Here is a 19,057-nt window from a genome sequence, read left to right on the forward strand (position 1 = left end):
CCAGGTCCCGCGTCAGGGCGCCGGTGCGCCGGTCGCGACCGCGTCGAGCAACCGGGCGGTGTAGGCGCGCGCGGCGGCGTACAGGCCGGAGCCGTAGCTGACCCGGGCCACCCCGAGCGCGGCCAGCCCGGCCGGCGCGGGGCCGCCCGGACGGGCGAGCACGTTCACCGGCCCGGCCACCCCGTCGACGAAGCTCCGCAGCTCCCCCGGGTCGGCCAGCAGGATCGGGTAGACGCAGTCCGCGCCGGCGGCGAGGTAGCGCCGGCCCCGGCGGACCGCCTCGTCGAGCCAGGCGGCCGGGTCCCCGCCGGGCCGCAGGAAGACGTCCACCCGGGCGTTGAGCACCACCGGCACCCCCGCCGTGTCGGCCGCCGCCCGCACCTCGGCCAGCAGGTCGGCCTGCTCCCCGGGATCGACCAGCGCGCCGGTCCGCGGGTCGGAGTCCTCCAGGTTGAGCCCGACCGCCCCGGCGGCGAGCAGCCGCTCGACCAGTTCGGCGGGGCGCAGCCCGTACCCCCGCTCGAGGTCGGCGGTGACCGGCACGTCGACCGCGCGGGCGATCCGGGCGACCGCGTCGACCATCTCGCCGACCGGGGTGGTCTCGCCGTCCGCGTGGCCGAGCGACTCGGCGACGGCGGCGCTGCTGGTGGCCACGGCCGGGAAGCCGGCGGCGGCGACGGCCCGGGCCGAGCCGGCGTCCCAGGCGTTGGGCAGGATCAGCGGGTGACCGGGCCGGTGCAGCGCGCGCAGCGCCGCGGCCCGACCCGTCAGGGTGGCGGTCATCCGCCGATTGTCGGCCTCCCGGCGGCCCGCCCTAAGCTCCAATTCCGTGCCGATGGACTGGGCCGCTTTCGGGGTCGACCTGCACCTGGAGCTGGACGCGACGGCCGGCCGCCGGGCCGGGCTGGAACGCGCGCTCCGCGAGGCGATCCGGGACGGTCGGCTGGCCCCGTCGACCCGGCTGCCCGCCACCCGGACGCTCGCCGCGGAGCTGGGCCTGTCCCGGGGCACGGTCAGCGCGGCGTACGACCAGCTGGTCGCCGAGGGGTGGCTGGTGGCCCGGGTGGGCGCCGGCACCGAGGTGAGTCCGCTGCTGCGCGCCGCGCCCCCGCCGGCCGCCGCCCCGCCCGGCCCGGCCGCGCCCCGGTACGACCTGCGCCCGGGCAGCCCCGACGTGGCCGCCTTCCCGGTCACCGCCTGGCTGCGCGCCACCCGGCGGGCGCTGGCCGCCGCCCCGGCGAGCGCCTACGGCTACGGCGATCCGCGCGGGCGGATCGAGCTGCGCACCGCGCTGGCCGGCTACCTGGGCCGGGCCCGGGGCGTGCTGGCCGACCCCGACCGGATCGTCGTCACCACCGGGTACGTGCAGGCGCTGGCGCTGCTGGTGGGCGTGCTCCGCGACGCGGGCCGACCGGTGCTGGCGATGGAGGACCCCGGGCTCGCCTTCCACCGGGAGGTGGCCCGCCGGCACGGCGGCAGCGTGCTGCCGCTGCCGGTGGACGACCGGGGCGCCCGGATCGACCTGCTCGGCGTCGGTGAGCTGGCCGACGTGGCCGCCGCCGTGGTGACCCCGGCCCACCAGTACCCGACCGGGGTGACCCTGGCGCCCGAGCGCCGGCACGCGCTGACCCGCTGGGCGCGGGAGCGGGACGCGCTGGTGGTGGAGGACGACTACGACGGGGAGTTCCGCTACGACCGGCAGCCGGTCGGCGCGGTGCAGGGCACGGCGCCGGAGCAGGTGGCGTACGTCGGCACCGCCGCCAAGACCCTCGGCCCGGCGCTGCGGCTGGCCTGGCTGGTGCTGCCGGCCCGGCTGGTCGAGCCGGTGGTGGAGGCGAAGCGGCACCTGGACCTGCACTCGGAGACGATCGGGCAGCTGGCGCTCGCCGACCTGATCACCAGCCACGGCTACGACCGGCAGATCCGGGCGGTCCGCCGGCACTACCGCCGGCGCCGGGACCTGCTGCTCGAACGCCTCGACGGGACCGGCCGGCGGTACGTCCTCGGCGGCATCTCCGCCGGCCTGCACGCGCTGCTGCACCTGCCGCCGGACGGGCCGGGCGAGGCCGAACTGCTCGCCGAAGCCGAGCGGCGCGGGCTGGCCCTGGGCGGCCTGGCCGGTCACCGGCACCGCCCGGGGGCCCACCCGCCCGGCCTGGTCGTCGGCTACGCCACCCCGCCCGCGCACGCCTACCCCGCCGCCCTCGACGCCCTGCTCGCCGTCCTCCTCCCGACCAAGACCCCCTGACCCCCGCGATCTTGCAGTTCCGGCCCTCATTTCGCGACCGTCGTCCGAGATGCCGGGGCAGGAAGTTCAAGATCGCGGGAGTCCGGCGAGGTGGGGCCGGCTTGTGTCGGGGGGACGGGGCGGTTGAGGGTGGCCAGGGCGAGCAGCAGGGCTGCGGTGACCAGGGCGGCGGCCACGGCGAAGGCGGTCCGGTAGCCGGCGGCGAGGGCGGCGGTCTCCGCCCAGCCGGCACCCCGCAGGCCGTCGGTACGACTGGCGGCCAGGGTGGCGAGCGCGGCCAGCCCGACCGCGCCGCCGACCTGCTGGGTGGTGTTCGCCAGCCCCGACGCGAGCCCGGCGTCCGCCTCGCCGGCGCCAGCCATGGCCAGCGTGGTCACCGCCGGCAGCGTCAGCCCGCCGGCGGCGCCGAAGACCAGAATCGCGGGGAGCACGTCGACCGGGTAGCTGCCGTCGACCGGGAGCCGGGCCAGCAGCAGGAACCCGACCACGGCGAGCGCCAGCCCGGTGAGCAGCACGGCCCGGGCGCCGAACCGGGCCACCAGCCGGCCGGCGAGGCCGAGCGAGACCACCGCGATCATCACCGGGGTGGGCAGGAAGGCCAGCCCGGTGGCCGCCGCGTCCAGCCCGAGGACCAACTGGAGCTCCAGGGCGAGCAGGAACTGGAAGCCGAAGAACGCGGCGACCATGAGGAACTGGACCGCGTTCGCGGCGACCAGGTCGGGGGCGCGCAGCAGCCGGGGCGGCAGCAACGGGGTGGCGGTCGTCCGCTGGCGGAGCGCGAAGCCGCCGAGCAGGGCGGCGGCGAGGCCGGCGGCGCCGAGCGTACGGGCCGAGGTCCAGCCGTGCTCGCCGGTGCCGACGATCGCCAGCACGGCGGCCATCAGTCCGGCGGTGACCAGCACCGCGCCGAGCAGGTCAAGGCCGGCGCGCAGCCCGACCCCCCGGTCGGGCGCGATCCGGCGCACCGCGGTGACCAGGATGACCAGCCCGATCGGCAGGTTGATCAGGAAGATCGCGGGCCAGCCGGCGAGGTCGGTGAGCACGCCGCCGGCCAGCATGCCGATCGAGGAGCCGGCCGCCCCGGTGAAGCTGAAGACCGCGATCGCCCGGGCCCGCTCGGCCGGTTCCGGGAAGAGCCGGACGATCATGCCGAGGCTGACCGCCATGGTGAGCGCCCCACCGACGCCCTGGGCGAAGCGGGCGGCGACCAGCACCGCCGGCCCGGTCGCCACCGCGCAGAGCAGCGAGGCGAGGGTGAAGAGCGCGACGCCGGCGAGGAAGACCTGCCGGCGGCCGAGCAGGTCGCCGAGGCGCCCGGCGAGCAGCAGCAGCCCGCCGAAGGCGACCAGGTAGGCGTTGACCACCCAGGCCAGGCCGGTGGCGGTGAAGCCGAGGTCCCGCTGGATGGCGGGCAGCGCCACCGCGACGATGCTGCCATCGAGGATGATCATGAGGCTGCCGGCGCAGAGCACGAGCAGCGCCGGCCAGCGGCACGGGTCGGTACGGGTCATCGGGGCCCCCTAAGTGCATGGTTTGTTACCGAAGACATCCTCTGTGACTATGAGGCGGAGCGTAAGGAGGCACTTTGATGTCCCAGGGGAACAGCGATGTGCCCGTGACCGGCGACCGGAGCCAGTCGTGCGGGGTCGGCGACCTGCCCTTCACCCCCGACCAGGCGCGGGCGTGCACCGTCCGCGAGGTGCTCGACCGGGTGGGCGGCAAGTGGAGCATCGGCATCCTGGTCGCTGCGTCCCAGGGCCCGGTGCGCTTCACCGAGCTGGAGCGCTGCGTGGAGGGGATCAGCCGGCGGATGCTCACGCTGACCCTGCGCAACCTGGAGCGCGACGGCCTGCTGCATCGGCGGGTCTATCCCACCGTGCCACCCAAGGTGGAGTACACCGCCACCCCGATCGCCCTGGAACTCTACGAGTCGCTGGTCGCCCTCACCAGCTGGGCCGAGCGGCACCGCACGGCGATCGCCGAGGCGCGGGCCGCGTACGACCGCGAGCACGGCGCCCCAAGCTGAGCCGACGCCGCCGGTAGCCCCGCTGTGGCGAACGCCACCGGATCGGTCTGACCGATCGGTCAGCACCTGACCGATCGGTCAGGCATGCTGGTTCGGAAGGGGGTGACCGGCATGGCACGGGCGGTACCGGAGACGCGGGACGAGATCCTCGCCGCGGCGGCACGGCGGTTCGCGGTCAGCGGCTACCGGGGCACGTCGCTGCAGGACATCGCCCGCGAGGTGGGCTGCTCCAAGGCGGCCGTGCTCTACCACTTCGTCAACAAGGACGCCATCCTCACCGAGCTGATGGCTCCGGCGATCGAGGTGCTCCAGGCGCTGGACGAGCGGATCGCCGGCCAGACCGGCGCGGCCGCCCAGCGGATCGCCGCCGAGGGCTTCGTCGACCTGGCCGTCCGCTTCCGGCGGGAGATCACGCTGCTCCGCGGCGAGTTCCCGGAACTGCTCCAGCAGCCGGCGTTCGCGCACATCCAGCGCATCTCCGAACGGCTGCGCGACGCGTTCGCCGGGAACTGCGACCGGCCGGACGCCCGGATCGCCGCGTTCGTGCTGCTCGCCGGCATCCCGGAGGCCTGCGCGGAGTTCGTCGACGTGCCGGACGCCGAGCTGCGCCCCGCGCTGCTGGCGCTGATCCGGCGCGGCCTCGTCCCCCTGGACTGACCCGTCCATCCACCCACGACCGAGGACAAGGAAACCTTCATGGCGACCCTGCTCTACCGGCTCGGCCGGGGCGCGCTCCGCCGGCGGCGACTCGTCGCGGCGATCTGGCTCGTCGTACTCGTCGGCTTCGGCCTGGCCGCCGCGACCCTGCGCGGCCCGACGGCGAGCAACTTCACCATGCCCGGCACGGAGTCCCAGCGCGCGCTCGACCTGCTCGCCGACCAGTTCCCGGACGCCAGCGGGGCCACCGGCACCATCGCGGTCAAGGCGCCGGCCGACGGCCAACTCGGCACGCCCGAGGGGCAGTCCGTGGTCGGGGAGATCACCAAGGAGGCGGCGGCGCTGCCCGGCGTCACCGCCGCGGTCGATCCGTTCCAGGCCCGGGCGGTCACCCCGGACGGCCGGTACGCGCTGGTCCAGGTCCAGTTCGCCACCGGCGCCGACGAGGTCACCGACGAGCAGCGCGCGGCGTACGAGGAGATCGGCGCGCAGGCCGAGGAGCGGGGCTGGCAGGTCGCCCCGGGCGGTGAGGTGCTCAACAGCGAGCCCGAGGTCGGCTCGACCGAGGCGCTCGGCGTGCTGGTCGCCGCGATCGTCCTGGTGGTCACCTTCGGGTCCCTGGTGGCGGCCGGGATGACCATGCTCAACGCGCTGATCGGGGTGGGCGTCGGGATGGCCGGCCTCTTCGCGCTCAGCGACGTGGTCGAGCTGACCAGCACCGCACCGATCCTCGCCCTGATGCTCGGCCTGGCCGTCGGCATCGACTACTCGCTCTTCATCACCTCCCGGCACCGGCAGAACCTGCTGGACGGCCTGCCGCCGGACGAGGCGGTCGGCCGCGCGGTGGGCACCGCCGGCTCGGCGGTGGTCTTCGCCGGCGCCACCGTGGTCATCGCCCTGGCCGGGCTGGCCGTGGTCGACATCCCGTTCCTCACCGTGATGGGCTTGGCCGCCGCCGGCACGGTCACCGTGGCCGTGCTGGTGGCGATCACCCTCCAGCCGGCGCTGCTCGGCTTCGCCGGCAACCGGGTACTCCCCCGCAGGCTGCGCGCCGCGGCGCCGGCCGGGGACACCCCGGCGGGCGGGGAGGTCCCGCCCGCGCCGGCCGAGGACCGGTCCGGCTTCGGGTTCCGCTGGGCCCGCGCGGTCACCCGGTTCCGGGTGCCGGTCATCCTGGTCGGCCTGCTCGGCCTCGGGCTGCTCGCGCTCCCCGCGCCGGACATGCGGCTGGCCCTGCCCGACGCCGGAACCGCTCCGGCCGGCTCCCCGGCCCGGGTGTCGAACGACCTGATCACCGAGGGCTTCGGGCCGGGCTTCACCGGCCGGCTGGCGGTGGTCGTCGCCGGTGACACCGCGCAGGACACCGCCGCCGCCGTACCGCAGGTGACCGCGTTGATCCAGCGCACCGACAACGTCCTCGCGGTGGCTCCGCCGCAGCTCAGCCCGGACGGCAGGACCGCGCTGCTCGGGGTGGTGCCGAAGACCGGCCCGACCGACGCGGCGACCGAGACGCTGGTCCACGACGTCCGCGCCGCGGTCGGCGGGATCCCGAACGCGGACGTGCTGCTGACCGGCGTCACCGCGATCGGCATCGACGTCTCGGACAAGCTCTCCGACGCGCTGCCGGTCTACCTGCTGCTGGTGGTCGGGCTCTCGGTGCTGCTGCTGATGCTGGTGTTCCGGTCGCTGCTGGTGCCGGTCAAGGCCGCGGCCGGCTTCCTGCTCACCGTGGCCGCGACCTTCGGCATCACGGTGGCGGTGTTCCAGCAGGGTCACCTCGCCGACCTGGTCGGCCTGGACACGCCCGGCCCGCTGATCAGCTTCCTGCCGATCCTGCTGATCGGCATCCTGTTCGGCCTGGCGATGGATTACGAGGTCTTCCTGGTCTCCCGGATGCGCGAGGACTTCGTGCACGGCGACACCGCCCACCAGGCCACCATCAACGGGATGGGGCACGGTGCCCGGGTGGTCACCGCCGCCGCCCTGATCATGATCTCGGTCTTCGGCGGCTTCGTCTTCCTCGACGACCCGGTGATCAAGTCGATGGGCTTCGCGCTCGCCGTCGGTGTCGCGATCGACGCCTTCGTGGTGCGGATGACCATCGTCCCGGCGGTGATGTCGCTGCTCGGCAAGGGGGCGTGGTGGCTGCCGCGCTGGCTCGACCGGGCGCTGCCCAACGTGGACGTCGAGGGCGAGGGCCTGCGCGCCCACCTGGACGAGCCGGCCGCGGTCGCCCCCCGCGGCTGACCCGCACCACCCGGCACCACCCCCCGCCACCCCGCGAAATGGCCACTCTTTCTCGGAAAGAGTGGCCATTTCGCATCTCGAAGCCACTCATTCGGTGAATCTGCGGCGCGGACCGCGCGGCGCGGGCGCGGACCGACCGGCGCGGCGCGGGCGCGGGCGCGGGGCCGACCGGCCCCGCGGCGCGGGCGCCGGGCGCGGCTTCGTGGGGTGCGGCGGCGCGGGGGGACCGGCGGCGCTGGGCCCGGGTCCGGGGCGCGGGGTGGCGGGGCGGGGTGGTCAGCCGTGGACGGCGCGTTCCAGTTCGGCCGGGGCGCCGGCCATGATGACCCGGGCGTGCCGGGCCACCTGCTCCGCCGGCCAGTTCCACCAGGCGAGGTCGAGCAGCCGCCGCACGTCGTCCTCGGCGAAGCGCCGCCGGATCAGCCGCGCCGGGTTCCCGCCGACCACGCTGTACGGCTCGACGTCGGCCATCACCACCGATCCGGCCGCGACGATCGCGCCGTCGCCGATCCGTACGCCGGGCATGACCAGGCAGCCGTAGCCGAACCAGACGTCGTTGCCGACCACGGTGTCGCCCCGGCTCGGCATGCCCATGGCGAGGTCCAGCGTGGCGTCCCGCCAGGCGCCCTCGAACATCGCGAACGGGTAGGTGGAGACCCCGACCGTGGGATGGGCTCCACCGGCCATCAGGAACCGGGTGCCGGTGGCGATCGCGCAGTACCGGCCGATGACCAACCGCTCCGGCCCGTACGCGTAAAGCACGTTGACCCGCTCGAAGTCGGCCGGCCCGGCCGGGTCGTCGTAGTAGGTGTACTCCCCGACCTCGATCGTCGGCGAGGTGACCACCGGCTTGAGGAAGGCGACCCGGTCGAAGCCGGGCAGCGGGTGGCGGGTCGTCGGGTCCGGAACGGTGGTCATGCGACTCCTCTCCGCCGCGCGGCGGCACGGCGCGTCTAAAAGCAACTCATGTTGCGATAGCATCAGCATGCCAGCCGTCCCGCCATAACGCAACTGGAGTTGCTTTTGCCTGTCGACCGCGCCGCTCACCCGGCCGACCGCGCCGCCCGCCCCGGCGGCCGCACCGCCCGGGTCCGCGCCGCCGTCCGCGCGGCCACCCTGGCCGAACTGGCCGAGAAGGGCTACCAGGGGCTGACCGTCGACGCGGTCGCCGAACGCTCCGGCGTGCACAAGACCACCGTCTACCGGCGCTGGGGCAGCGTGGAGGGACTGATCGCCGACGCCCTGGAACTGGCCGCCGGCGAGCCGTGGCCGGTCCCGGACACCGGCGACCTCGCCACCGACCTGCGGGCGCTGACCCGGGAGGTGCTGGCCGGGTTCACCGACCCGGAGACCGGGCCGGTCGCGACGGCCTTCGTCGCGGCGGCGGTGCAGAATCCGGCGGCCGCCCGCGCCCTGCACGCCTTCCTCGCCGCCCGGCACGAGCAGTCGGCGCCGGTGGTGCGGCGGGCGGTCGCGCGGGGTGAACTGCCCACCGACACCGACGCCGCCGAGGTGGTCCGGGTGGCCGTCGCCCCGCTCTACTACCGGCTCTTCGTCAGTGGGGAGCCGATCGACCCGGCGACCGCCGACCGGGCCGCCGACGCCGCGCTGGCGGCCGCCCGGGCGGGCGTCCTGCGGGCCGCGCCGGCTACGGAGGGGTCGGCCGCTCAGACGCCGGCCGGGTAGGTCTCCATCTCGCCCGGCGCGCCGAGCGCCGGCAGCGGGTGCAGGGCGGTCGCCTCGTCGCACCAGATGAACGCGTCGTACCGCTCCCCCAGCCGGGTCGGCACGTAGTTGCCCCACGACTCGAAGGACGGCTCGTAGACCACCCCGATCGCCCGGTGGTCGACGGTGTCGGTGACCCAGCCGGGCTGGTCGTCGCCGCCGAAGACCAGCACCGCCCGCTCCGGCATCAGCTCGTGCAGCCGCCGCTCGATCGAGCCGGGACGGGCCGGCGGCACCACCATCGCCTCGGCCGGCGAACCCCAGCGGGGCGCGGCGACCACGTTGCCCCGGTAGCTGCCGAAGCCGACCAGGACCACCGCGTCCGCGCCGTGCCGCTCCCGACCCAGCTGGCCGATGTTGGTCATCCCGTCGGCTGCCATGTCGGTGGCCCGGGCGTCGCCGACGTGGGTGTTGTGCGCCCAGACGATCCCCCGCGAGTCCGGGCCGTAGCGGTCCAGCAGCCGGTCCAGGGTGTCCGCCATGTGGATGTCCCGGACGTTCCACGACTCCGGCCCACCGGCCACCATCGCCCGGTAGTAGCGCTCGGCACCGGCCACCACCTCGGCGTTCTGCCAGGCCGAGAAGCTGTCCGCGCCGTCCGCCGCGGCCTGTTCCCGGGTGCGCGCCAGCAGCCGGACCACCTCTTCCTCACACCGGGCGGAGACGAACCGGCTGGCCGCCCCGTACTCCTCGACCCGCTTGCCGTACGGCTCGAAGCAGCGGTACGCGTCCTGGGCCGCCTCCAGCGACGCCGGGTCCTCCTCGCCCAGGTAGTCGAAGATCGCCTGCATCGACTCCCACAGGCTGTAGACGTCCAGGCCGTGGAACCCGGCCCGGCCCCCCTCGGGCCGTTCCAGGTTCCACGCCCGCAACCAGCGGCAGAAGCGGGCCACCTCGGCGTTCGCCCACATCCAGGTCGGCCAGCGCTCGAACTCCTCCAGCGCGGTCACCGGCTCGACCGCGCCACCCGGTGCCCCGGTGACCGAGCGGTGCACCCGGTCGCAGTCCGGCCAGTCCCCCTCCACCGCCACGAAGGAGAACCCGCACTCGGCGATCAACCGCCGGGTGAGCTGCTCGCGGAGCCGGTAGTAGTCGTAGCTGCCGTGCGTCGCCTCGCCGATCATCACTATCCGGGCGTCCCGGACGCGTTCCAGCAACGGGTCGAAGTCGCTCGGCGCGCCGAGCCGCTGAACCAGCATGCCCGCGGCTACCCGGCGGGTCGGGCGGGCAAACCGGCGGCCGGGCGGGCCCGGGGTGGTGTGTCGGGCGGCTGAGCGGGTAGCCGGCGGACATGACCGTCACCGGGGTGCAGTTGCAGGAGTACCTGGCCGGGCTCGACTACCCGGTCTCCCGCGAGGACCTGGTCCGCTGGGGTCAGGAGAACGGGGCCAGCACCGAGATGCTCCAGATGCTGCGGGCGCTGCCGGCGGAGCAGTTCGACGACCCGGCGGAGCTCAGCGAGGCGCTGAACACGCTGGCCTGACGCCGGCCGGCCCCTCGACGTGCCCGTGGGGCCGGCCGGGTCGCCGGTCAGCGCGCGTGCAGCAGGCGGAACAGCACCAGCCACTGCTCCGGCCAGACGTGCCCGACCGGGGTGGCCGGGTCGAGCCGGGTCGCCCGCAGCGCTGCGGCCAGCCGGGCCCGCGGGTGGTGCCGCGCCAGCGAGGCCGCGAGCGAGCCGCCGACGCCGTCGAACCCGGTCTCCACCATCTGGCGGTACGCGGGCAGCGCCGCCGGGGGCAGCAGCGGCGCGGACCGCCGTTCCAGGCGCAGGATGCCGGCGTCCACCCGGGGCACCGGCCGGAACGCGGTGCGGGGCACCCGCCCGGCCAGCCGCCACCCGAACTCCGGCCAGGTCGACACGGTGAGCCGGGTCCACCGGCCGTAGTCGCCGCTGCGCCGGCGGGCGTACTCCAGCTGGGTGAGCAGCGTCGCCGCGCGCAGCCCGGGGGCGGCCAGGCACCAGCGGACCACGGCCGAGGTGAGCGACCAGGGAATGTTGCCAACCACCTCGAACGGCTCCGGCGGCGGCTCGGTGGCCAGGAAGTCGGCCTGCCGGTGGGTCACCGTGGGCAGCGCCGCGCAGGCCGCGGCAAGCTCCGCGCCGGCGACCGGATCCACCTCGTACGCGACCAGGCGCCGGCAGCGGGCGGCCAGCGGCCGGGTCAGCTGGCCGCGACCGGCGCCCACCTCCAGCACCAGCCGGTCCGGGGCGGGGCGGGCCGCCCGGACCATCCGCGCGATCGCGGCCGGGTCCGCGAGGAAGTTCTGGGAGAGTACGCGACGGGACCGGTCGCGTTCGGTTGCTCGGGTACGGCGGGGCGCCACGGGTCGTCGTCCTGTCTGTCGCCGGTGGGCGACGGTACGGACAGGCGGCCGGTATCGGGCCTGTCCGGATGGTCGGGGACTCGGACGGCCCTGGGTGGTGGCGCGGGACGGTTCGGCGCGGACGGCACGGCGCGCCGGGCGGGTGCCCGGGGCGGCAGGTCACCCCCGGGTGGTGCCCGGGCGGGTGGCGCTGCGTGCGGGAGGTGGATCAGGCGCGGGTCGCGTCCCGGCCGGCCAGGGCCGGACGCCGGACTCGCGGGCGGGCCACCAGCAGCGGCCCGAAGGCGGCCGGCGTGCCGACCCCCTCGATCAGGGCGTGCGCGAACATGCCCCGCACCCTAGCCCCCACACCCCCACCCCGACCACCCACTTTCCCGCCCCCGGGCGCCAGGCCGTCCCGCCCTGGTGATCATGGAGTTTCGGTCCCGACACGCCGGAGCCGGTGACGCGAACTTCATGATCAACGGGGGGGTCGGTCAGGCAGGGACGGTGATGGTGCAGGAGTTGCGGCGGGCGGTCTCGGCGGCGGTGAGGACGGCGACCACGTCGCGACCGAAGCGGACGTCGCAGCGGTGGTCCCGCGTGCCCGCCTCGATCTCCTCCAGCAACTGGTCGATGGCCACCCCGTACGCGTCCACCGCGCTCCCCTGCCCGGCCGGGACGGTCTCGATGCCGTTCTCGCCGTAGAAGACGAACTCGCGGGTCCTCGCCTCGGCCGGCGCGTCCAGGGTGAGCGAGACGGTGCTGGTCGCCCCGCCGGAGTGGGTGAGCAGCAGGTGCACGATCCCGCTCGGGCCGTCGGCGGCGGCCACCCGGTCCACCCGGCCCAGCACCGGCAGCAGGATCGACAGCGCGTGCGGGCCGACGTCCCACAGCGCGCCGTGCTCCCGCCGCCACACCGACCCGAGGTACGGGCTGTCCGGCTGGTAGATCGAGGCGAACATGGTCGCCCGGGCGTGCTGCCAGCCCCCGGCCGCCGCGGTCGAGGCGAGGAACGCGGTCACGTTCGGGTGGTAGCGCTGGGTGAAGAAGACCACCGAGGCCACCCCGGACTGCTGGGCGACCTCGACCACCCGGTCGGCGTCGGCGAGGCTGAGCGCGAGCGGCTTGTCCAGCAGCAGGTGCCGGCCGGCGGCGGCGGCCCGCGCCGCGATGTCGGCCTGCACGTCCGGCGGGAGCGCGACGGCGATCGCGTCGCAGGCGTCGATCAGTGCGTCGACGTCGTCGAAGGCGGGCACGCCGAAGCGGCTCGCGAGGGCGGCGACGTTCTCCGGGTTGCGCCCCCAGACTCCGGCCAGCGAGGTCTTCGGGTGCGCGTCGAGCGCCGCGCCGTGCGTCTCCGTCGCCCAGTGACCGGTGCCGAACAAGCCGAACCGCAGCACGAGAACCCCCGGTGTCGTCGTCCGCCGCGGCGAGGCCCGCGGCCGTGATCCACGCTAGTCGCCGCGCCCAGCGCCCGTCCCCTCGACACTCACCCCGGGCGGGTGACCGGGGCGGCACGCAGTACTACACGGGTTAGTAGGCTGTCCCGGTGACCGAATCGAGCACCCGCCGATGACCGCGGCCAACTCGCCGGTGGACGGGGTCCTGGCCACCGCCGCCATCGTGCTGTCGCTGCTCGTCGCGGCCTGGGCCCTGGTCGCGACGCTGCGCCTGCGCGCGCCGGACCGCGTACAGCTGATCGGGCTGGCCGTGCTGGAGGTGGCGCTGCTCGCGCTGGCGGTGCTGGCGCTGGTCGCGCTCGGCGGCGGCGACCGCCCCGGCGAGCCCGGCGCGTTCGCCGGCTACCTGGTGACACTGGTCTGCCTGCCGCCGCTGGCCTGGGTGCTGGCCCGGATGGAGCCGACCCGCTGGGGCTCGGCGATCGTCTGCGCGGTCTGCCTGGTCACGCCGGTGGTGGTGGTCCGGCTGCAGCAGACCTGGGAGGTGCTCGGTGGCTGAGGCGCCCACCGCGGCCCGGAAGCGGACCAACGCCGGGCCCGGACGGTTGCTGATCGCGGTCTACCTGCTCTTCGCGATCGCCGCGACCAGCCGGGCCGGGTTGCAGATCGCCACCAAGTTCGCCGAGGCGCCGGTGGCGTACCTGCTCTCCGCGCTGGCGGCGCTGGTCTACATCGTGGCGGCGGTCGGGCTGGCCCGGGCCGGCGCCGCCGGCCGGCGCCTGGCGCTGGCCTGCTGCTCGGTGGAGCTGGTCGGGGTGGTCGGCGTGGGCGTCCTCAGCGTCGTCGACCCGGAGCTCTTCCCCGACGAGACGGTCTGGTCGCAGTTCGGCAGCGGGTACGGCTACATCCCGCTGGTGCTCCCGGTGCTCGGCCTGGCCTGGCTCTGGCGCACCCGGCAGGACCCGGCCTGAGCCCCGGCGGGCGGCGCCCGCCGGGGCGGTGCGCGGGTCAGTCCTTGGGCCCGCCGGCGACGTAGACGACCTGGCCGGAGACGAAGGACGCGCCCTCACCGGCCAGGAACGAGATGGTGTGCGCGACGTCCTCCGGCCGGCCCACCCGGCGGACCGGGATCTCCGACTCGGCGTGCTTCTGCAGCGCCTCGAAGTTGACCTTCATCCGGGCCGCGGTGGCCGCGGTCATGTCGGTGACGATGAAGCCCGGCGCGACCGCGTTGACGGTCACCCCGAACGGGCCCAGCTCGATGGCGAGGGTCTTGGTGAAGCCCTGCAGGCCGGCCTTGGCGGCGGAGTAGTTCGCCTGCCCCCGGTTGCCCAGCGCCGAGGTGCTGGAGAGGTTGACGATCCGGCCCCACTTCCGCTCGACCATGTACTTCTGGGTGGCCTGGCTGAACAGGAACGCGCCGCGCAGGTGCACGCCCATGACGGTGTCCCAGTCGCTGTCGCTCATCTTGAACAGCAGGTTGTCGCGGAGCACGCCGGCGTTGTTGACCAGCACGGTCGGCGCGCCCAGCTCGGCGGCGACCCGCTCGACGGCCGCCTCGACCTGCGCCCGGTCGGCCACGTCGGCGCCGACGCCGAGCGCCCGGCCACCGGCGGCGGCGATCGCGTCGACGGTCTCCTTGGTCGCCGACTCCTCGATGTCGACCACGGCGACCGCCATCCCGTCGGCGGCCAGCCGGCGCGCGGTGGCCGCGCCGATACCGCGCGCGGCTCCGGTGACGATGGCGACGCGGGGCTCCTCCGACATGATTACCTCCCGGTAACTTGAGCTCGATCGAAGGAGCTTAACCCAGCCGTACCCGGCCGGCGCCGGGTCGCTCAGCCGGGACCGGCCGCGCCCGGAGCGCGCCCGCTCGGCCGGGACGGGTCACGTTCAGAGCGCCCGGCCGCGGCACAGCCGGATCCAGCGGTAGCCGTAGCCGGCGAGCTTGAGCCGGTCCAGCTTGCCCACCGGCTCGTAGTTGCGGTCGGCGAGCACGTCGATCGGCAGGTCCGCCTCCGGCGCCAGCATGCCGAGGTCCACCTCGGCGTCGGTGGTGCCCAGGTTGTGCAGGAAGACCATCGTCCCGGTCGGCCCGTCGGCCCTGTGCGCCAGCACCCCGGCCGGCATCGGCACGTCGATGTGGGTGGTCGAGCCGGAGCCCACCTCCGGGGCCTCCCGGAGCGTACGGATCATCCGCTCGAACCAGGCGAGCAGCGACTTCGGGTCGCTCCGCTGGGCGGTCACGTTGACGGTGTCGTAGCGGTAGTCACCCCTGTCGATCACCGGGCGGACCAGCTTCTCCGGGTCCGCCGTGGAGAAGCCGGCGTTCGGCTGGTACGACCACTGCATCGGGGTACGGATCGCCTCCCGGCCGGGCAGCGACAGGTCCTCGCCCATGCCGATCTCCTCGCCGTAGCGCAGCACCGGCGTGCCGCGCAGCGAGAACTGCAGCGAGTACGCCAGCTCGATGCGGCGGCGGTCGTTGCCGAGCATCGGGGCGAGCCGGCGGCGGATGCCCCGGTCGTAGATCCGCATGTTCTCGTCCGGGCCGAACTCCGCGTACACCTGGTTGCGCTGCTCGGCGGTGAGCCGGGAGAGGTCGATCTCGTCGTGGTTGCGCAGGAAGGTGGCCCACTGGCCGCCCTCGGGCAGCGCCGGAGTGTCCCGCAGCGCCTCGATGATCGGCTCCGGGTCCTGCCGGGCCAGGGCCAGCATCAGCCGGCCGTTGAGCATGAAGTCGAAGAGCATGTGCAGCCGGTTCGCCGAGCCGCCGGAATCGCCGAAGAAGGTCGGCAGCTGGTCGGGTTCGACGTTCGCCTCGGCCAGCAGGACGGCGTCGCCGCGCCGCCACTGCACGTGCTGGCGCAGCTCGGTGAGGAACTCGAAGTCCTTCGGGGAACTCGGGTTGCCCGGCTCGGTCAGCTCGATGATGAACGGCACCGCGTCCATCCGGAACCCGGAGACGCCTAGCTGGAGCCAGAACGACATGACCTTCTTGACCTCCTCGCGCACCCGGGGGTTGGCGAAGTTGAGGTCCGGCTGGAACTTGTAGAACCGGTGGTAGAACCAGGCCTTGGCGGTCTTGTCGTAGGTCCAGGTCTCGTTCTGCTCGCCGGGGAAGACCATGCCCTGGTGGCGGTCGTCCGGCTCGTGCTCGGACCAGATGTACCAGTCCCGGTACGGCGAGTCCGGTGCGGAGCGGGCGGACTGGAACCACGGATGCTGGTCCGAGGTGTGGTTCACCACCAGGTCGATGATCAGCCGGATGCCGCGGTTGCGCGCCTGGTGCAGCAGCTCGGCGAAGTCGCCGAGGGTGCCGAACCGGGGGTCCACGTTGTAGAAGTCGGTGGCGTCGTAGCCGTCGTCCCGGTTGGGCGACGGGTGGATCGGGTGCAGCCACAGGCAGGTCACGCCCAGCCGGGCCAGGTAGTCCAGCCGGCCGAGCAACCCCCGGATGTCGCCGACGCCGTCGCCGTCGGAGTCCGCGTACGTGTCGATGTCGAGGCAGTAGACGACCGCCTCCGAGTACCACCGGTCAGCCATGCCCGACTACGTTCTCCGATCCGTCCGCCCGGCAAACACCCGCGCGGCGGTACGGTGCCGGTCATGAACTCCACCCCCGCCCCGGTCGACTGGTCCACCGGGGACTGGCTGAACCCGCCGGTCCGGTTCACCCACGACTCCGGAGACCTGCTCGTCGAGCCGGCCGAGGGCAGCGACCTGTGGCGGCACACCAGCTACGGCTTCGTGCACGACGACGGCTCGGCGCTGCTCGCCCCGCTGCCCGCCGGCAGCGCGGTGGAGGTGAGCTTCCGGCTGGACTACACCGAGCAGTTCGACCAGGCGGGCGTGCTGGTCCGGGTGGACGAGCGGAACTGGGTGAAGGCCGGGGTGGAGGTCAGCGACGGCCAGCCGCAGCTCGGCGCGGTGGTCACCCGGGAGGTCTCCGACTGGTCGGTCGCCCCGGTGCCGGAGTGGGTCGGGCGGGAGATCACCGTCCGGGCGAGCCGGGCCGGCGACGCGCTGACCGTACGGGCCCGGGCGGGCGGGGAGCCGTGGCGGCTGGTCCGGCTCGCCCCGCTGGCGCCGGAGGCGGCGGCGACGGCCGGGCCGTACTGCTGCTCGCCGACCCGGGGCGGGCTGCGGGTCCGGTTCACCGGCTGGCGCCGGGGCCCGGCCGACGCCGCGCTGCACCCGGAGTGAACCCGGCGGTGGCCGCGATCACCGTGAGGTGTGGCGGCCCGGACACCGGGTAGTGGAACCAGATCCCCCTTCCCGGACGGCGGAAAGGATCGCCATGGCCCTCGCCGAGAATGTCGACCCGACCCGACTCGGCGGGTTGACCGGCTGGGTGGCGGGGATCATCGACGCGGCCGGCGCGGTCGGGGTGGCGCTGCTGGTCGCCCTGGAGAGCATCGTCCCGCCGATCCCGAGCGAGATCGTCCTGGCGATGGCCGGCTACCTGGCCGGCGAGGGACGGTTCAACGTGGTGCTGGTGATGGTCGCCGCCACCGCCGGCTCGCTGCTCGGCGCGCTCGTCCTGTACTGGCTGGGCGCGGTGGTCGGCGAGGACCGACTGAAGCGCTGGCTGGACCGGCTCCCCCTGGTCGACCTGGACGACCTGGAGAAGGCCGACCGCTGGTTCGAGCGGCACGGCCGCTGGGCGGTGTTCTTCGGCCGGATGGTGCCGGTGGTCCGCAGCCTGGTCTCCGTCCCCGCCGGGGCGAACCGGATGCCGCTGGCCGAGTTCGTCGTGCTCACCACGTTGGGCAGTGGCATCTGGAACTCGCTCTTCGTCGGGCTCGGCTTCGCGCTCGGCTCCCGCTGGCAGCAGGTGGAGAAGTACAGCAACTGGTTCGACTACGGCATCGTCGCCGTCTTCGTCCTCATGATCGCCTGGTGGGTCGTGAAGAAGTCCCGGCTTCGCCGCTCCCGCCGCGTCGACGCCACCCGCTGACCCCGGCTACCACGCGGTTGCGGTGCCCGGAGCGACCGGGCACCACGACCGCGTGAATCCGCGAGCGTCAGGGCAGCGTGTCCAGGTGGGGGGCCACGGTGCGGGCGAAGGCGTTGTTGTTGGTGACGTCCCAGTTGACCGACCAGGTCATCGCGCCGCGGAGGCCGGGGTAGGTGCGCGGCGGGCGGAAGCTGCCGCAGTTGGTGCCCCGGGCCAGGCAGTCCAGCGCGGCGTTCACCACGCTCGGCGCGACGATGCCGCCGCCGGCCGCGCCCGGTCCGGCCGGCAGGCCGACGCCCACCTGGTCCGGGCGGAGCCCGGCCTCCAACTGGATGCAGGCCAGCGCGACGATGAAGTTCACCGTCCCCTGGCTGTACGCGGCGTTGTGATCGCAGCCGAGCATCGCCCCGGAGTTGTAGAACTGGGTGTTCACCACGGTGAGGATGTCCTTGATGTCCAGCGCCAGCTTGAAGTAGCTGCTGCCGGGCGACTGCATGTCGATGGTCTGCGGGGCCATCGCGATGATCAGGTTGGCCCCGACCCGCGACCGGAGCGAGCGCAGCGCCTGCGCCATGTAGGTCGGGTTGAGCCCGTTCTCCAGGTCGATGTCGACCCCGTCGAAGCCGTAGCGCTGGATCAGCGCGTACACGGAGTCGCTGAAGGCGGCGGCGGAGGCGGCGTCGTTGACCGCGACCCGGCCGGTTTCGCCACCGACCGAGATGATCACCTTATTGCCCCGGCTCTTCAGGGTGCGCACGTCGGCGGAGAAGTCGGCGTCGGTGTAGCCGCCGAGCGCGGCCGACAGCCCCGGGTCGACCGCGAAGGTGACCGCGCCCGGGGTGGCGGTGGCCTCGGCGAAGGCGACCGCGACCACGTCGTACTCGGCGGGCACGTCGCGCAGCCGCAGCTCCACCGCCGGGTTGTCGAAGTTGTGCCAGTAGCCGGTGAGGATGTGCTTCGGCAGGCCGGTGGTCGGCGGCGGGGTGGTGGGCGGAGGAGTGCTCGGGGGCGGGGTGGTGGTGGGCGGCGGGGTGGTCGGGGTGCCACCGCCACCGCAGGCTGCGCCGTTGAGCAGGCAGTTGGTCGGGGCGCCGGGGCCGCTGCCCAGGAAGCCGAAGGAGACCGAGGCGCCCGGCGCGATGCTGCCGTTCCAGGACCGGTTGGTGAACGTGTACCGCTGGCCGGAGGAGGTCAGCAGCGCGTCCCAGTAGCTGCCGACGGTGGTGCCGGCCGGCAGGTCGAAGCTGAGGCTCCACCCGTTGACGGTCGAGCCGCCCCCGTTGGTGATGGTGTACTTCCCCTCCCAGCCCGACCCCCAGTCGGACGTCTTCACGAAGCTCGCGGTGGCCCCGGCCGCGAACGCCGGCAACGCCACCCACACCGCCCCCACCGCCGCGGTCAGCGCGGTGACCAGCGACAAGACCAGAGATCTGGAGCGCTTCACGGCATCCTCCACACCCGGACGACACCACAGCCATCAACGT

17 protein-coding genes and 2 pseudogenes are annotated in these 19,057 nt (G+C 74.5%); 10 read left to right on the plus strand and 9 right to left on the minus strand.

Going from position 1 to position 19,057, the window contains the following annotated elements; translation table 11 throughout:
* Positions 1-12 precede the first annotated feature (12 nt).
* Positions 13-783: an isocitrate lyase/PEP mutase family protein gene (locus ACVCAH_RS26350; protein ID WP_447138896.1), complete on the minus strand. Its 771-nt coding sequence runs from the start codon at positions 781-783 to the stop codon at positions 13-15.
* 52 nt (positions 784-835) lie between these two features.
* On the opposite strand from ACVCAH_RS26350, the gene pdxR reads away from it, so the two are divergent.
* The gene (pdxR, locus tag ACVCAH_RS26355; RefSeq protein WP_447138933.1) at positions 836-2,248 is read left to right on the plus strand and encodes a MocR-like pyridoxine biosynthesis transcription factor PdxR; all 1,413 of its coding nucleotides are present in this window, start codon (positions 836-838) and stop codon (positions 2,246-2,248) included.
* Between the two features lie 26 nt (positions 2,249-2,274).
* Here the strand turns inward: pdxR and ACVCAH_RS26360 are convergent, their stop codons facing one another.
* A complete protein-coding gene (locus ACVCAH_RS26360) occupies positions 2,275-3,759 on the minus strand; it encodes an MFS transporter (RefSeq protein WP_447138897.1) in 1,485 nt (494 codons plus the stop codon).
* Between the two features lie 77 nt (positions 3,760-3,836).
* Here ACVCAH_RS26360 and ACVCAH_RS26365 point away from each other — a divergent pair, with 77 nt between their 5' ends.
* The 3 genes from ACVCAH_RS26365 (at position 3,837) to ACVCAH_RS26375 (ending at position 7,178) form a co-directional block, all read left to right on the plus strand.
* Positions 3,837-4,274 (plus strand): winged helix-turn-helix transcriptional regulator, encoded by a 438-nt coding sequence (locus ACVCAH_RS26365; protein WP_447138898.1) that lies wholly within the window; start codon positions 3,837-3,839, stop codon positions 4,272-4,274.
* 111 nt (positions 4,275-4,385) lie between these two features.
* The gene (locus tag ACVCAH_RS26370; RefSeq protein WP_447138899.1) at positions 4,386-4,931 is read left to right on the plus strand and encodes a TetR/AcrR family transcriptional regulator; all 546 of its coding nucleotides are present in this window, start codon (positions 4,386-4,388) and stop codon (positions 4,929-4,931) included.
* A gap of 39 nt (positions 4,932-4,970) precedes the next feature.
* A complete protein-coding gene (locus tag ACVCAH_RS26375; protein ID WP_447138900.1) occupies positions 4,971-7,178 on the plus strand; it encodes an MMPL family transporter in 2,208 nt (735 codons plus the stop codon).
* A 276-nt stretch (positions 7,179-7,454) separates the two neighbouring features.
* Here the strand turns inward: ACVCAH_RS26375 and ACVCAH_RS26380 are convergent, their stop codons facing one another.
* Entirely contained in the window at positions 7,455-8,096 is a 642-nt protein-coding gene (locus ACVCAH_RS26380; RefSeq protein WP_447138901.1) for a CatB-related O-acetyltransferase, read from the minus strand.
* Between the two features lie 105 nt (positions 8,097-8,201).
* Between ACVCAH_RS26380 and ACVCAH_RS26385 the strand changes: the two genes are divergently transcribed.
* On the plus strand, positions 8,202-8,864 hold the full coding sequence (locus ACVCAH_RS26385; RefSeq protein WP_447138902.1) for a TetR/AcrR family transcriptional regulator: 663 nt from the start codon (positions 8,202-8,204) through the stop codon (positions 8,862-8,864).
* Here ACVCAH_RS26385 and ACVCAH_RS26390 read toward each other — a convergent pair.
* On the minus strand, positions 8,846-10,102 hold the full coding sequence (locus ACVCAH_RS26390; protein ID WP_447138903.1) for an erythromycin esterase family protein: 1,257 nt from the start codon (positions 10,100-10,102) through the stop codon (positions 8,846-8,848). The two genes, ACVCAH_RS26385 and ACVCAH_RS26390, sit on opposite strands and share 19 nt — an antisense overlap.
* Before the next feature lie 92 nt (positions 10,103-10,194).
* Here ACVCAH_RS26390 and ACVCAH_RS26395 point away from each other — a divergent pair, with 92 nt between their 5' ends.
* Positions 10,195-10,386 (plus strand): DUF2795 domain-containing protein, encoded by a 192-nt coding sequence (locus ACVCAH_RS26395; protein WP_302919253.1) that lies wholly within the window; start codon positions 10,195-10,197, stop codon positions 10,384-10,386.
* Positions 10,387-10,433: 47 nt separating this feature from the next.
* Here ACVCAH_RS26395 and erm read toward each other — a convergent pair whose 3' ends face one another.
* Both erm and ACVCAH_RS26405 read right to left on the minus strand, forming a co-directional pair.
* Complete coding sequence (gene erm / locus ACVCAH_RS26400; protein WP_447138904.1) at positions 10,434-11,231, minus strand: ErmE/ErmH/ErmO/ErmR family 23S rRNA (adenine(2058)-N(6))-methyltransferase; 798 nt, start codon at positions 11,229-11,231, stop codon at positions 10,434-10,436.
* A 476-nt stretch (positions 11,232-11,707) separates the two neighbouring features.
* Positions 11,708-12,613 (minus strand): Gfo/Idh/MocA family protein, encoded by a 906-nt coding sequence (locus ACVCAH_RS26405; protein WP_447138905.1) that lies wholly within the window; start codon positions 12,611-12,613, stop codon positions 11,708-11,710.
* A 149-nt stretch (positions 12,614-12,762) separates the two neighbouring features.
* Here ACVCAH_RS26405 and ACVCAH_RS26410 point away from each other — a divergent pair.
* Together ACVCAH_RS26410 and ACVCAH_RS26415 are read left to right on the plus strand one after the other, a co-directional pair.
* Positions 12,763-13,172, plus strand: a pseudogene (locus ACVCAH_RS26410) (hypothetical protein).
* A pseudogene (locus ACVCAH_RS26415) lies at positions 13,165-13,649 on the plus strand (hypothetical protein). The pseudogenes ACVCAH_RS26410 and ACVCAH_RS26415 overlap by 8 nt, the downstream one beginning before the upstream one ends.
* Here the strand turns inward: ACVCAH_RS26415 and fabG are convergent.
* Together fabG and ACVCAH_RS26425 are read right to left on the minus strand one after the other, a co-directional pair.
* On the minus strand, positions 13,622-14,380 hold the full coding sequence (fabG, locus tag ACVCAH_RS26420) for a 3-oxoacyl-ACP reductase FabG (protein WP_447138906.1): 759 nt from the start codon (positions 14,378-14,380) through the stop codon (positions 13,622-13,624). The pseudogene ACVCAH_RS26415 and the gene fabG sit on opposite strands and share 28 nt — an antisense overlap.
* Before the next feature lie 126 nt (positions 14,381-14,506).
* Positions 14,507-16,159 (minus strand): alpha-amylase family protein, encoded by a 1,653-nt coding sequence (locus ACVCAH_RS26425; protein WP_447138907.1) that lies wholly within the window; start codon positions 16,157-16,159, stop codon positions 14,507-14,509.
* A gap of 63 nt (positions 16,160-16,222) precedes the next feature.
* Between ACVCAH_RS26425 and ACVCAH_RS26430 the strand changes: the two genes are divergently transcribed.
* Both ACVCAH_RS26430 and ACVCAH_RS26435 read left to right on the plus strand, forming a co-directional pair.
* A complete protein-coding gene (locus ACVCAH_RS26430) occupies positions 16,223-16,819 on the plus strand; it encodes a DUF1349 domain-containing protein (RefSeq protein WP_447138908.1) in 597 nt (198 codons plus the stop codon).
* Between the two features lie 94 nt (positions 16,820-16,913).
* A complete protein-coding gene (locus ACVCAH_RS26435; protein WP_447138909.1) occupies positions 16,914-17,573 on the plus strand; it encodes a DedA family protein in 660 nt (219 codons plus the stop codon).
* 67 nt (positions 17,574-17,640) lie between these two features.
* Here ACVCAH_RS26435 and ACVCAH_RS26440 read toward each other — a convergent pair whose 3' ends face one another.
* A complete protein-coding gene (locus tag ACVCAH_RS26440) occupies positions 17,641-19,017 on the minus strand; it encodes a chitinase (RefSeq protein WP_447138910.1) in 1,377 nt (458 codons plus the stop codon).
* Positions 19,018-19,057: the final 40 nt, after the last annotated feature.

Source organism: Micromonospora sp. LZ34 (assembly GCF_052981855.1).